This window comes from Salinimonas iocasae (genome assembly GCF_006228385.1).
Classification (GTDB): Bacteria; Pseudomonadota; Gammaproteobacteria; order Enterobacterales; family Alteromonadaceae; genus Alteromonas; species Alteromonas iocasae.
In genome coordinates this window covers 1,110,021-1,123,792 of record NZ_CP039852.1, presented here as the reverse complement: position 1 = coordinate 1,123,792, position 13,772 = coordinate 1,110,021, and the positions used below count along the sequence as shown (strand labels likewise).

The following is a 13,772-nucleotide window of genomic DNA, read 5'->3' as shown; positions in this document are numbered from 1 at the left end:
TTCAAAGACATCGATTGTGCCGAAGCTGTATACGGCATCAGTGGAAAAAGTGTTTGAAAGAAAAGGAATTTAATAAGCTGTACGATAGCCTGGCACGCGGGGACGCTTACATGCCAGACAAATGTGATGCGTTAATGCCCGTAGCTGACCACGCGATGAATTATCCAGCCCTGTTCAGTTTGTTTCCAGATGTGGGTAAATCCGAAAGTGCCACAATCGTCTTTGCCGTTTTCCTTATGGCAGAACGTATGCTGCCCCTGCTGTATGGCACCAAAATCTTTTATCGGATAGATTTTGACGGTATCAGGCTCTAGCGTTCGGGTCAGATCCGGAACACGCTGACACAGACGTTTTGAAGCTTCCATTGTCTGCTCATAATCCGTCACCCCACCGGTATCGTGATAAAACTCAAGCTGGGGTGAAAACATAGACGCCATTTTGTCGATATCACAGCGATTAAATGCATCGAAAAACGTGGCATCCGCTTGCGTAATTTGAGCTTTAAGGGAGTCAGCCGCCTTACTGTCTTTCGCCTGAGCGGGAATAGCGATAAACATGGCCAGCCCTGCCAGTATTAAATAACGGTGTGGTATAAACGCCATATGAAATTTCTCCAGTAGTGGTGGTCGTAGCCAACTTTTAAGCAAGTTAACCATTTTCCAGTATTAACAAAGACCTACAAAGAGAAGTAATCAATAATCGTTCCACTGTTATTAGTGCAAAGAACGATTAAACCCACATCAATACCGCACTGATTATTACTCCGGTTATCAGCAACTGTACCAGGCAGAACCCCATGATATCGCGGGCCTTTAATTCGGCGATAGCCAACACTGGTAACGCCCAGAAAGGCTGTATAAGGTTGGTCCAGGCATCCCCCCAGGCAACAGCCATGGCAACACGATTAATCTCGGCGCCCAGTTGTTCTGCAGCGGGCAGAATAACTGGTGCCTGAACAGCCCACTGCCCTCCGCCGGACGGGACAAAAATGTTCACGATACCGGCACTGAGAAAACTTAGTACTGGTAAAGTCTCTGCGCTGGCGAAACTGATCAGCCATTGCGACAGACTTTGGGCCAGGCCAGACTGCACCATTACCGCCATGATGCCAGCATAAAAAGGAAACTGAATAACAATACCCGCTCCTCCCTGGATTGCCTGTTGCAAACTGTGTAACAAGCGTCGCGGTGTACCATGCAAAACAATAGCGCTGAATAAAAATAAAAAGTTTACGATATTCAGGTTCAGCCCACCGCCTCCGGCAAAATAAACTGCAAGATAAATCAGACCACTGAACCCTACCAACTGCGCAAGGATAACACTATTCTCCAGTTTATCTGCAGGCCGGTCATTACTGGCCGCCGGCAGGTCTGACTCCTGAATTTTGCGCACATCCACATGAACACTGTCACTACCTTTAGGCAGCATCAGCCTGTTCACCAAAGGAATAGTAACGAATAAGATGGCGAGCAAGACGAGGTTAAAATCTGCGAAAATAGTTTGGCTGGTGCTGATTACGCCTATCTGCGACTCGGTAAAATGGCCTTCAGTTGCAATGGTTAAGGGCACTGAGCCGGCCAGCCCACCATGCCAGACAATAAAACCAGAGTAGGCACTTGCTACAAGCAGACGGTAATCCACCTGAATGCGCCGGGCCAGCGCTTTTGCAAAAAGCGCCCCAACAACCAGGCCAAATCCCCAGTTCAGCCAACTGGCAGCTAACGATACCAGCGTGACCAGAACAATAGCCTTTCCGGGAGTTCGGGCCAGCGCCGCTAATTTGTCCAGACCTCCTTTGATCAGCGGCGTACTGGCCAGCATGAAACCGCTCACCAGTACTAAAAGCATCTGCATAGAGAAGGTAAGCAAGCCCCAGAACCCCTCACCCCACTGGCTTATCACTGCTTCAGGCGATTGCTGTTCCACCAGCATTGCTGCAATAAATACAACCAAAGTCAGAAGTAACACAAAAATATAGGGGTCCGGCAGATAGCGATCTACCAGCTTTACAAAGGGTCGTGCGGCAGCATGGAGCATGAGGGCAACTTTCAGCTTGTTATCAGTGTGTTAACCATAACGAAAACCGCAGGTCACAGACAAGTAAAAGCGCAGGACAGAAAGGCAGCTATTTAATCTTCTGCGAAGACTGTTTTTAAGACTTTCTTCCCAAGACAATACTCATCACCAATAATGCTACCCCGTCATGCCAGTGTCGAACACACTTGGTTCCTGCCGCTTTGCTTGGCCTGATACAGATATTTATCAGCCCGTGCGATAGCACTTTGCAGATTACTGCTACGACATTCCGTGACACCGAAACTACAGGTGATATCAATATCGGCGATAATTGAAGAGGCTATCTGGTTGCGAAACTTTTCAGCGAGCTGACTGGCGTCACCCAACATGGTGTGAGTACAGATAATAAGAAATTCTTCTCCCCCCATTCTGATGAGCAAGTCCGAATGCCTGATAGATGCTTTTAACATGTCACATAGTGCAACAAGTACTTCATCGCCCTTATCGTGCCCAAAATTGTCGTTAATTTTCTTGAAATGGTCGACATCAAGATAAATAAGGCTGTGGGTGTCAGAGTTGTCGATATCATTCAGTTTCAGCATCAGCATGGCATGAGTCAGTCCCGCCCGATTAAGAACACCGGTAAGTGGATCGGTTTTGGCAACTTCCGAAAGCTTTTGTTTTTCGACGTACAGCTGACTGTTTTCTGCGTGTAACTTCAAATTTTTTGCTTTATGCGCCTTTGATGAATGATAAAGGCCAAGCAGAAGTCTGATAGAAAAGAATGCGGTTACGATAATCCAACAAGCAATAACCATAAAATACATTTGCGTTTTACTTATCGCTTTACCGGAAAGTATGGCGGAACGGAGAACTATCTTAACCGAGCGGCTTTGTGCATTGTCGCCGGTCGTCAGGCGAAGTTTGGTCACGTTCTTCATATTGGCCTGGCCCTGAAGATCGTCCCTCGGAAACTGATAGATCCACCAGGATGGTACGAAAAAGCTGCTTACTGAAATGGAATAGGATGATTTACCAGCAAGGATATTAAGCGGTTGCATATTTGCTCGCTCACGCTCTTCGGGTTGATATTCCTTATTCAGCAGGTAAACCAGTAAGGTGTCGTTGACGGGTGTTTCATACTCAACATCCAGCTCAAGCGTATTGAACCGGGTAATATCGACGCCCTGATTTCTGGCTGCAACATTTAGCGTAAATCCACAGAACGCATGGGTAAAGTCATTATGATTTACATTGCACTGCAGTGTCACATCCCCGTCACTGCCCGAAACAGTGCCGGCGCTGGTACCACCATTTATCCGGTCGGAAAACAGTGTGGCTGTACGACTGGCATCAGCAAGCAAATTGTGTTGAATGTTCATGCCCACATGTTGCCATATCATCAGTGCAACAGTTGCAATGCCCAGCAATAGAAAAATGCCGGCTACATTTAAAGATCGCATAATAATCAGTACTACTCCAGCTGATTATGCTACCTACGGCAGCGTATTTTATACTTCCCGGCAGAATGAATGTTCCATGCTCATCTGCTTTCCAGCCTGTAAGAGTAGTCCTTTTTCTCTATATTTCCTCTTTATTATAAATTTTTTCTTAATACACATAAACATTCAATTAACAAATGCTTCATGGAGCGCGCGGTTTATCCTACTGCGAAAGAATGAGAAATTTTGCTATCGGGCCTACATTTCCATTCTGGAAAGCCTCTGAAGAAACCGGTAGTAGTTTGTCGTAAATGCGACGAAATCCAGCAACATCAAGTTTTGGGGGACATAACCTAGATCTCTCACAGATACATAAAAAGTGTAAAATATAATTTGATCATCTTCCGATTCTGCACTAGGCTATTTTTTAACCACCCGATAGATAAGAAAAAATTTACATTAGTTCATTTTTTCTCACAACCTGTCAAAAAACTAACCGGATGGTTATCATCAAAATATCATGCCTCTTTTATGCTTTAAGGCTTGAGAAGTAAGCGTGCGCTAACGTTCTAAATAATAACAACCCGGAAGTGTCATAATTTTTTACAAGCTCAGGATGCACCCCGTCGCCCAGTACTTTTATCCTAATGAAAAATAATGATAAAAAATTATTGGTGCGAAAAATGCTGTACAAATTTCAAACAACAACAGATGGCGGTGGGTCTTCTGTATCTTGATGTTGAAAAATAAAGATAATAATAAGAACAGCGTGTCATTTTTCATTAGAACAGTGTGATTGCTTACTGCCTTAAATTGATAAGCTAAGGGTATAGCTGTGAGCAAGAACAATTCACTTTTAACCATCACTGGCACACAGCCTGTGCTGATGAATGAAGTCAGCAGCATGATTGATGCATATATTCCTGCTGAAACCTGTGCCTTTTCAGAATTTACGTTTGATAATCAGAATGCATCGCCGGTAATGGCGTATGTTATGGGTGATTTGACTGCGAAGCATGCGTATAACCTGAAAATATTAAAGGACCAGGGGTGTCAGTTTTTACTGGTGTTTGCTGAACACCTGACAGTTCCGGCGATGTGTGATCTTTTGCGCTCACATGTCGATGACGTTGTACTAACGCCATTACGACACTGCGATTGCGAAAGACTTCAGGACAGTATTCTACCACTGCTGGGCAAGGACAGCGTCAGGGTCGATGCACCTTCACCGGCACCGGTTGATATGCTTAGTAGCCAGAACGTTATTAATTTTGAAGAAATTATTCAGCTCATTGAACAACATTTCTGCGCCAAGCTTTCATTACAGCGTATAGCCCGGGAGCTCAATTTAAGTCCCAGTCGCATCAGCCACTTGTTTAAAGACGTATGTGGTATGGGCTTCAGACACTATCTGACGTACCGTCGGCTTGAAGAAGCGGAAACGCTGCTTATTGACCCTAAAGCCAGTATCACCAGCGTAGCCTTTGGTCTGGGCTTTTCCAGCCCATCACATTTTTGCCGGGCGTTTAAAGACTCTTTCGGCCTGACGCCGAAAGCGTACATGTCGGGTAATCGGCATTTTCAGGTAGATGAGGCCTTTAACCGATACCAGCATCTGCGACTAACCATTCTGCCCGAGATCAGCAGACTGGCCAGCCAGACTGTGCCCCCTACACGTATGCAGTTAAAAAGTGTAGGTTAAACATGGGCGGCGTTATTCAACGCTTATTAGCGGGGTTAATCATAGTCGTATCCAGTCAGGCAATATGCGAGACCGTCACAGATAAAAGCCATCAGGACCTGTGGTTTAACGATCATCATCAACTCAACTTATCAGGGGTTGAACTGGTCAGTCTGTTAGCCGACTTAGGTATGCGAAAAAGCGCGCAGCTACTCCCTTCAGAACAAAGTAACCCTGCTATTACCGCAAAATATCTGACCAATCAGTTACTGGCTGTCAGCCAAATAAAAATTGGTCACCAAATTGCAACCTCATCACTGACCGCTGATGATATCTGGCAGGCACATGCCGGCAATTCACTGGCGGCGTTAATTGATAACCAGTTACCACAGTTTTCTGAAGTGCTACAGTTAAGACAGGCCATTGCGACTATGCGTCAGCGTGCGTTACTTCCCTGGCCTCACATTAATGAAAATTTCTCTTCACGGCTGGGACAACGTCATCCGCAGGTTAGCGCGCTGGTTAACATGCTAAGTCAGTTGGGCGACTATCCTGGCGCGCCCGCCAAATCAACAGGGTTTACCCCAGCGGTGAAACGGGCGCTGCAACGTTTTCAGCAGCGCCATGGTCTGTCTGCCAGTGGTCAACTTGACCAGGCCACAAGAGAGAAACTGCGCTTTAGTCCATCTCAAAGACTGGCTGTGTTGCAGGAGAATCTGCGACGCTGGCTTTCACTGCCAGCTATAGTCCCTGCGCAATATATTTTGGTGAATATTCCGGCCTATACATTGTATTACCGTGATAAGGGCAACACTGTTTTCAGTATGCCGGTGGTGGTGGGACACCCTGATACACCCACGCCCATCATGCTGACAGAAATTGACAGGGTGACACTGAATCCGCAGTGGACCCCCCCTGCCAGTATCGTACGCAATGAGCTGCTACCTCGACTGAACAGGGCTCCCCATCTTATGCAGGCAGAAAATTTTTACTGGGTGGATCGCGATGATCGCCGCGTCATCACAGATATTAATACGCATCAGTCTGGCGAGACACTGTATCAACGCAATCTGCTGGTACAGGGACCGGGCCCCAGCAACGCGCTGGGTAAATGGCGCTTTAATATTAAAAACAACGATGCTATTTATTTACACGACACTCCGGCTAAAGCCTTTTTCTCTCAGTCGCAGCGGGCCTTGAGTCACGGCTGCGTGCGCATCGCCAATCCGGGAAAACTGGCGCAGGTGCTGCTTGATCGAGATCTTGAGCCCGCCGTTGGCGCATACCAATCCCCGGCCACTCGTCATGTGCGCCTATCACAGCCTGTCGCCACTTACCTGAGTTACCAGACTGTGCAGATTCGTGATGGCATCATTGAATGGCTGCCTGATATCTATCAAAAAGACGTTGCGCAATTAAATACCATCATTGCGCAACGTGGTGACACATTACGCAATTAGATACAACAACCCGCAATTTGGTGTAAGCGATTGCACCCTCTTTCTCGCTAAGCTTTTCATACCAACTAATCAGAGGTTCAACACTCGTGATGATTGGGTGGATCACTCTTTTACACCTATGGAGAAAGGTATGAAAAACGCCAAAACTTTATTACAGGATTTTATTCAGGACGAGTCCGGCCTGACAGCCGTTGAATATGCGATTGCGGGCTCACTGGTTGTGGGTGGATTGGTAACTGCATTTACACAATTAGGGACAGTAACGGAAACAACTATAAATGAGCTATGTACAGCAGCTGACGGCGGAACAGCAGACGGCTCGTTGACCGCAGGTTGTAACTCCTCTACTGCAGGTGGCTAATATAAAGCCGATACTTTAGTACTTTTGAGGGGGAGTGCCGCCCCCTCATTCACTTTTTAAAGGAGACTGTCATGTTGTTGGTATTAACGCTGATATCCATCTGTTTCATCCTGGCCATCTTCTTTGATCTTACCACCATGAAAATTCCCAATAAGCTTTGTCTTGTGTTCATGGTGATCGGATTAGCCCTGAATATGGCGCTTACCGGTTGGCAGGGGCTGGGATACTCACTTTTAGCAATTTGTCTGATGTTCGTTCTTCTTTTCCCGCTGTTTGCATTTCGGCTGCTTGGTGCAGGCGATGTAAAACTAATGATGGCAGTGGCCGCACTATCCGGACCAACCATCGCCCTATGGTCCCTTGCCTGGGGCATTATTGCAGGTACCTTATTGGCCATTCTTCTTGGCGCACGTAAAGCCGGCCTGACAGGTGTCAGAAAGACCTTTACCCGCTACTGGCACTGCTTATACCTGCGGCGCTATTTCAAACCAGATTCTGACGAGCTGGCCTCTCAGCCCGTTCCCTATGCCCCCGCGCTGGCGGTGGGGTTTGTTATTACCTGTTACCTCGACCCTGCGCTGCGCGGTGCAGTCACCGCACTATTTCTATAACAATAAACCGGACAGGTGAGCCTATGTCATACCTACAGCAACAACACAATGACAATGAATTTTCCGGAACAACGGATACGGTAAGCGATTTATCTTTGTTTTCTGCCAATGCCGCGCCGTCTGAAACTCGCAGTACCTCAACAAGTCTGTTATCAAAGCCTACAACTGTTGAAGCCACCGGCCTTCCCTCTACACTGCTGATGGATTTAGTCATCAAACACCTGTACGTGCAGCAGGTGGCCACACTGGAAAGTTTAAGTGAAAGCATTCATCTTCCTGGGCGCTTAATACAAGTGCTGCTTGCTGATGCCAAACAGATGATGTGGGTAGAAAATCGTTCGGCAACCCATCAGGCCCGGTTCAGTTTAAGTGGATCTGGTAAAGCGCAGGCAGAAAAAGCCTTTCAGCACAGTGGTTATGTGGGTGCGGCCCCCGTGCCGCTTAAAGATTATCAGGCCATGGTGAATGCCCAAAGTCATCGCAATACGCAGGTGACCAGTGGTCTGATGGCGCTCAAGTTAGCTGGTGAATCTTTTGAAAGCGACGCCCTTGAGGCCATGGGAATGGCACTTAATTCCACCAAACCGGTTTTGCTTTATGGTCTGCCCGGTACCGGCAAAAGTTATTTATGTCGCCAACTGATTAAAGTGTTCGATGATGAAATCTTCCAACCGGTCGCCATCGAGGTCAACAACCAGATTATTCAGCTTTTCGATCCTCAGGTTCATCATCTGAGCCAGCGTACCAGCGATGCGCCAGCCGATAGCCGTTATCAGAAAATTAAGCGACCACTGATTGTCACCGGTGGTGAGCTGACCCTGGATATGCTGGAAATTAGCTTCGACACCACGCGCCAGCTTTATAAAGCGCCTCTGCAAATGAAAGCCAATAACGGTGTGCTGTTGCTGGATGATCTGGGTCGCCAGCAGATGTCTCCCTCCGCGCTTTTTAATCGCTGGATTATTCCCCTTGAGGAGCACAAAGATTTTTTGAGCCTGACCAACGGCACGCACTTCGAGGTGCCCTTTGAACTGGTCATGCTCTTTTCCACCAACCTGAATCCGGCAGACCTGGTAGATGATGCATTTTTGCGCCGGCTTGGATACAAAATTCAGATGCGCCCATTAACGCGGGAAAAGTACAGCGCCTTATGGCAGCGGGTAAGCAAAGCATTTGGTCTTGACTGCGACCCGCAAACACTGGATTACCTGGTTTCGCACTACCACCAGCCAGAATCCAAACCCTTTTTACCCTGTTATCCCAGAGATTTACTCAGCATTGTTAAAGACGCCACGCGCTTTAATGAGCTGCCCCCCATCGTGACGCCCGAACTGCTTGATGATGCATGGCGCCACTATTTCGTGACCGCAATGTAAGGATAAAACGATGACTAAAAATACCTGGTTATTCCTATTGCTGTCTGCGGTATTTGGTCTGGGCGCGGTATACCTGGCCAATAACTGGTTGTCAGATGCTACAGACCGCCCTGAAGCTAATTATGTTCAGGTGGTAGAGGCTGCGCAGACGGTATCGGTGGGTACTATTTTAGAGGCGAAGCAGCTTCGCGTTCGCACCTATCCGCAAGACCTGGTGCCTAAAGAAACCTACACCGGTTTGGAGCAGGTGGTCGGCAAAGTTGCCAGAGAGACGCTTTACGCCGGCGACTTTGTTCGGCCCGAGCGGGTTGCCGAAAAAGGTGAAGGAAGTTCGCTGGCCAGTCTCATCGGCGACAGCAAGCGTGCGCTTACCATTCGGGTTAACGATGTGGTTGGCGTGGCGGGTTTTCTGCTCCCCGGAGACAAAGTTGATGTGCTTAATACTTTTAGTCAAGTGGGAAAAACAAAACGAGATACGGTAACAGAAGTAGTACTGGCGAATGTAAAAATACTGGCAATCGATCAGACCGCCCAGAACAACGAGAACCGTCCTCGCGTGGTGCGGGCAGTGACTGTGGAAGTTACGTTGGAACAGGCAGAAGTACTCATGAATGCCCGCTCCAGAGGTGGTTTGCAACTGGCGTTACGAAACCCTGTAGATAACAGCAAAGTGGAGCTGGCACGCTTCAGCGACCCGGTCGAGGAAGAAAAAGCGGCAGTGGCTGCAGTGCAGCCAGCGCAAGTAGCTCCGGTACTGACTAAGCCTAAAGTTCATCTTATTCGCGGCATTGCAGAGGAAATCATTTCTGTTGAATCAGACCAGGCCGGAGGTAGCCCACAATGAAACCGTTTCCTGATACTTACAAAGTCATCGTCGCGTTGTCTATAGGCGCCTTCGTCTGGCTGATCGTGAATATATCATTAGCGCATGCCGGAGGACCGACTATGGATAAACAGCGCATTGTGCATGTGCCTATTTATAAATCCAAAAACCTGCAGCTGAACCGTAACGCCGAACGCGTATCAGTGGGAAACCCGGCCATCGCTGACATCCTGATCTTACGCCAGAAAGAGCTCTATGTGGTGGGTAAAAAACTCGGAACCACCAATGTGATGGTCTGGAATGAAGACGATGCATTAGTGGACGTTATCAATATCGAAATTACCCATGATTTAGTCAGCCTGCGGGAACGCTTACACAACTTTTTGCCTGAAGAGGATATTGAGGTTCATACCTCTCAGGGTCAGCTGGTATTAAGCGGCGAGACATCGTCACTGATACAAATGAACAAAGCTGTTGATCTTGCTAACGCGTACACCGAGTCGGCGGGCGGTGAAGAGGCTGGCAGCCAGGTGCTCAACCTGCTTAGTGTCGGTGGCGGTCATCAGGTGATGCTGGAAGTGGTGGTAGCGGAAATGAGTACTGAGGTTAGTCGCTCATTCAATGTCGATATGAATGTACTGAGTATGTTTAACGACAATAATTGGGATGCCAGTCTCATCCGCGGCGCAGACTTTTATAACTTTGTTACTCAAGGGTCGCCCTATGAGTTTGCCAATGGCATTATCGGTGAATATATCGACGGCAATGTGTTTTTTAATGTTGCACTGGATATTGCTAAAGAAAATGGTATGGCCAAAATTCTGGCCGAACCGAACCTTACTGCACTAAGCGGCCAGAAAGCCGAGTTTTTATCTGGCGGGGAGTTCCCTATTCCCGTGCCCCGTGAAGATGGTATCGCTATTCAGTTCCGTGAATTTGGTGTCGGGCTTGGGTTCGTGCCTACTGTGCTGGACAGCGGTAAAATTAACCTCAACCTGAAAGTGCTGGTCAGCGAGATCTCCAATGCTAATACCGTGGGCATTACACCCCAGGGCACTAACAGTATGCTGGTTATTCCCTCCATCATTAAACGCACCTCTGAAACGACCGTAGAGCTGGGCGATGGACAGACACTGGCCATCGGCGGACTACTGTCGGATAACTTACGGGAAAATATCGAGCGTTTCCCTGGTTTAGGCGATATTCCTATTCTGGGTCAGTTATTCCGCAGTCAGCAATTCGTCAGCGGCCAATCCGAGCTGGTAATTATGGTTACGCCTCGCCTGGTTCGCCCGTTCAACAAAGAGAATGTGACTCTGCCCACCGATGGTTTCGTGCCGGCCTCTGACCTGAAATTTTATCTGATGGGCGAGCCCACTCAGTATGTGCCAGGTGCATCGGGTCGCACCCAATACAACATGGAATCTCCCTACGATGTACTGCCTGCTAACGGTGGTACCGATAGCCGCTATGGTCATGATATCCGTCAGACAGAAGGAACCTTCTAATGCGAACGTTACTTTTAATTGCTATTTCAGCATCCCTTGCCGGCTGTTCTCAAACGCCACCTTACCAGCTGACCTACGCATCGCAGCAGATAAAATCGCTGCAGGTGCTCGATGCCGAAGCTGCGATTAATAACGACGGTATAACCCGCGAGCTTCAGGGCGACTACGGTAAGCATGCCGCCGAAAACTATCGTGACAGTATTTATGCCGGAAAAGAAGGTCGCGAAGTGAAAGCGCAGGGCGACGATAACTAAGGAACGATAATGACGATTCCCACATTGCATCAAACAAAAAAGCAACAGGGAAATGTACTGATTCTGTTTTGCCTGGGCTTACTGGCCATGTTGGGTACCGCGGCCATGGCGCTGGATGGCGGACACCTGCTGCTCAATAAATCACGCCTTCAATTGTTAGTGGACTCGGCGGCACTAAGCGGTGCAACCGAAATTGACCAGGGCGGCACCCACGACGATGCGCGTGATGCCGTTGTGACAATTTTGCAGAAAAATCTTAATTTTGCTGAATTCAGAGAAATTGCCGACAGCCTTGATTTGTCCGCGGCAGATACCTTCAGTGACACGGTCACCGATCTGCTGACGGTTGAGTTTTCAGAGCGCCCTGACCCGTTCGCGGCTACCAATAGCGCTACGGCCACCTATGTCAGAGTGTCAATCAACAACATTCCGTTAGATAACTTTCTGGCCCAGGTACTCGGACTTAACAAACAAGTCGGTGCCGCGGCAGTAGCAGGTCCAAGCACCGCGCTCATTGAGTGTTACAGTAACCTGGTACCCATGGTGGTATGTGGTGCTAACAGTGACCCGAACGACAATTTCGGGCTGGAAATAGAGCAACTTCAGCTTTTGAAAATCAGCTCCAATACCAGCTCGGAAATAGGCCCTGGCAACTTTCAGCTTATCCGGTTAGATGGTGCATACGGTGCTGATGATGTCAGAAAAGCGCTGGCGGGTGAAAATTATAACGGCGAGCAATGCTTTTCATCAGATCCCACCGAAGAGGACGGACAGATTGACACCGAACCGGGCAACTCTGTCGGGCCGGTGGCTCAGGGCCTGAATACCCGCATGGGCAGTTGGCAGGGCGGGCAGCTAAACGAAATCGATCATCCCCGGGATCTGAACAATTGCGAAGGCGCGCATATTCCGCTCAATGCAGAGGACGAGCTGGATACAACATCGCCCGAGTACGCCAGTGCCTATCGCTATGCAGATTATCTCACTGATACCCAGATGGCGGATTCCGGGCCGGGAAGCTGCAGTAACATTGATCATGATGGCGATATCGTATCGCCTAATCCGGCGAGGGTTGAACGGCGCGTGTTACAGCTGCTGGTAGGCGACTGTGATGGTGAAACAAACGGTGCCGATGAACTGGGATATCTGGGATCTGCCTGTTTCTTTTTAACCCAGGCGGTTATGCAAAAAGGTAACGAAGCCTACGTTATTGGCGAATATATCGAAGCTTGCAACAGTAAAGGCATTCCTTCTGGCGAAGCGGAAGACAACGCCGGCCCCTACAAGCTGGTGCTCTACCATGCGGGGAGGACTGATGCGTAATCACAAGCCCATTTCAAAGCAAAAAGGCGTCGCCGCTGTGGAATTTACGATCATCGCGCCCTTTATGTTTTTGCTGATCTTTGCCACTGCCGAATTCGGGCGTTTATTCTATCAGTACAGTGCGCTGACCAACTCCGTTCGGCTGGGCGCCCGGTATATTGCCGATATCGCCATCAAAGACAATACCGGGAATTTCTCACTAACAGATAATGATCGGGCCAAAGCAACCAACCTGATTGTCTCCGGTGATACTAACGGTCAGTCTGAGCTGTTGCCCGGTCTTAACGAGGCGATTTTTGACTACCAGTTAAATGGCGATTTTATTACTGTCACCGCTTCCTATAGCTGGTCTCCTATTTTCTCCGACACGCTTTTCAGCCTGTCTGATAACAATGCTATCTCACTGGATTTTCCGATGGAAGTCTCTTACACAGTGAGGGTCTTGCCATGAAACGCCATCAGAAAGGCGTGTATACCGTTGAGTTTGCCATCGTGGGCGCCGTATTTTTCATGGTGTTGTTTGCCGTATTTGAAGTTGGACGACTGTTTTTTACCTGGAATGTCGTCACCGAGGTCAGCCGGCGTGTCGCACGGCTTGCTGTGGTCTGTGATTTCGATCAGGAAAATCAGCTGGTAGATGAAGACGCTGTACTGTATGCAGTCGGCGATCTTGCTCCTTTACTACCCAATTTTACAGCGGCAAATGTTTCTGTCAGCTATTTATCAGAAGAGGGCGCCGCCGCGCTGGCTTATGGTCAGGTAGAGATGGTGCGCGCAGAAATTGTGAATTATCAGCATCAGTTTTTAGTACCGGGGCTCGCTCTAACGCTAAATTCACCCAATTTTGCCTCTACCCTGCCCCGTGAAAGCCTGGGTGTAACCCGCTGGGGCTATACCGTCTGCGACGGCAATTAACC

14 protein-coding genes are annotated in these 13,772 nt (G+C 48.4%); 11 read left to right on the top strand and 3 right to left on the bottom strand.

The features are described 5' to 3' along the window. Positions 1 to 131: 131 nt before the first annotated feature. The 3 genes from FBQ74_RS04865 to FBQ74_RS04855 all read right to left on the bottom strand — a co-directional run bounded on the left by FBQ74_RS04865 (position 132) and on the right by FBQ74_RS04855 (position 3,479). Positions 132 to 602, bottom strand: coding sequence for a nuclear transport factor 2 family protein (locus FBQ74_RS04865; protein WP_168190608.1), 471 nt, complete (start codon positions 600 to 602; stop codon positions 132 to 134). A 127-nt stretch (positions 603 to 729) separates the two neighbouring features. After that, positions 730 to 2,037, bottom strand: coding sequence for a short-chain fatty acid transporter (locus tag FBQ74_RS04860; protein ID WP_139755603.1), 1,308 nt, complete (start codon positions 2,035 to 2,037; stop codon positions 730 to 732). A 164-nt stretch (positions 2,038 to 2,201) separates the two neighbouring features. Next, entirely contained in the window at positions 2,202 to 3,479 is a 1,278-nt protein-coding gene (locus FBQ74_RS04855; RefSeq protein WP_139755602.1) for a GGDEF domain-containing protein, read from the bottom strand. A gap of 814 nt (positions 3,480 to 4,293) precedes the next feature. Here FBQ74_RS04855 and FBQ74_RS04850 point away from each other — a divergent pair. From FBQ74_RS04850 to FBQ74_RS04800, 11 genes are all read left to right on the top strand, one after another. Next, positions 4,294 to 5,160, top strand: coding sequence for a helix-turn-helix domain-containing protein (locus FBQ74_RS04850; protein WP_139755601.1), 867 nt, complete (start codon positions 4,294 to 4,296; stop codon positions 5,158 to 5,160). A 2-nt stretch (positions 5,161 to 5,162) separates the two neighbouring features. Further along, positions 5,163 to 6,599, top strand: a complete 1,437-nt coding sequence (locus tag FBQ74_RS04845; protein ID WP_139755600.1) for a L,D-transpeptidase family protein — start codon at positions 5,163 to 5,165, stop codon at positions 6,597 to 6,599. Positions 6,600 to 6,729: 130 nt separating this feature from the next. Beyond that, complete coding sequence (locus FBQ74_RS04840) at positions 6,730 to 6,960, top strand: Flp family type IVb pilin (protein WP_139755599.1); 231 nt, start codon at positions 6,730 to 6,732, stop codon at positions 6,958 to 6,960. Positions 6,961 to 7,031: 71 nt separating this feature from the next. Then, positions 7,032 to 7,571, top strand: a complete 540-nt coding sequence (locus tag FBQ74_RS04835; protein ID WP_139755598.1) for an A24 family peptidase — start codon at positions 7,032 to 7,034, stop codon at positions 7,569 to 7,571. A 23-nt stretch (positions 7,572 to 7,594) separates the two neighbouring features. Further along, the gene (locus FBQ74_RS04830) at positions 7,595 to 8,947 is read left to right on the top strand and encodes an ATP-binding protein (RefSeq protein WP_139755597.1); all 1,353 of its coding nucleotides are present in this window, start codon (positions 7,595 to 7,597) and stop codon (positions 8,945 to 8,947) included. A 10-nt stretch (positions 8,948 to 8,957) separates the two neighbouring features. Continuing rightward, positions 8,958 to 9,791 carry a Flp pilus assembly protein CpaB gene (cpaB, locus tag FBQ74_RS04825; protein WP_139755596.1) on the top strand — a complete coding sequence of 278 codons (834 nt, stop codon included), beginning with the start codon at positions 8,958 to 8,960 and terminating at the stop codon, positions 9,789 to 9,791. After that, positions 9,788 to 11,278 (top strand): type II and III secretion system protein family protein, encoded by a 1,491-nt coding sequence (locus tag FBQ74_RS04820; protein WP_139755595.1) that lies wholly within the window; start codon positions 9,788 to 9,790, stop codon positions 11,276 to 11,278. Before cpaB ends, FBQ74_RS04820 begins: the two co-directional genes overlap by 4 nt. Then, the gene (locus tag FBQ74_RS04815) at positions 11,278 to 11,532 is read left to right on the top strand and encodes a hypothetical protein (RefSeq protein WP_139755594.1); all 255 of its coding nucleotides are present in this window, start codon (positions 11,278 to 11,280) and stop codon (positions 11,530 to 11,532) included. The genes FBQ74_RS04820 and FBQ74_RS04815 overlap by 1 nt, the downstream gene beginning before the upstream one ends. Positions 11,533 to 11,541: 9 nt before the next feature. Next, a complete protein-coding gene (locus FBQ74_RS04810) occupies positions 11,542 to 12,855 on the top strand; it encodes a TadE/TadG family type IV pilus assembly protein (protein WP_139755593.1) in 1,314 nt (437 codons plus the stop codon). Next, entirely contained in the window at positions 12,848 to 13,306 is a 459-nt protein-coding gene (locus tag FBQ74_RS04805; RefSeq protein ID WP_168190607.1) for a TadE family protein, read from the top strand. The genes FBQ74_RS04810 and FBQ74_RS04805 overlap by 8 nt, the downstream gene beginning before the upstream one ends. Further along, positions 13,303 to 13,770 (top strand): TadE/TadG family type IV pilus assembly protein, encoded by a 468-nt coding sequence (locus FBQ74_RS04800; protein ID WP_139755591.1) that lies wholly within the window; start codon positions 13,303 to 13,305, stop codon positions 13,768 to 13,770. The genes FBQ74_RS04805 and FBQ74_RS04800 overlap by 4 nt, the downstream gene beginning before the upstream one ends. Positions 13,771 to 13,772 lie beyond the last annotated feature (2 nt).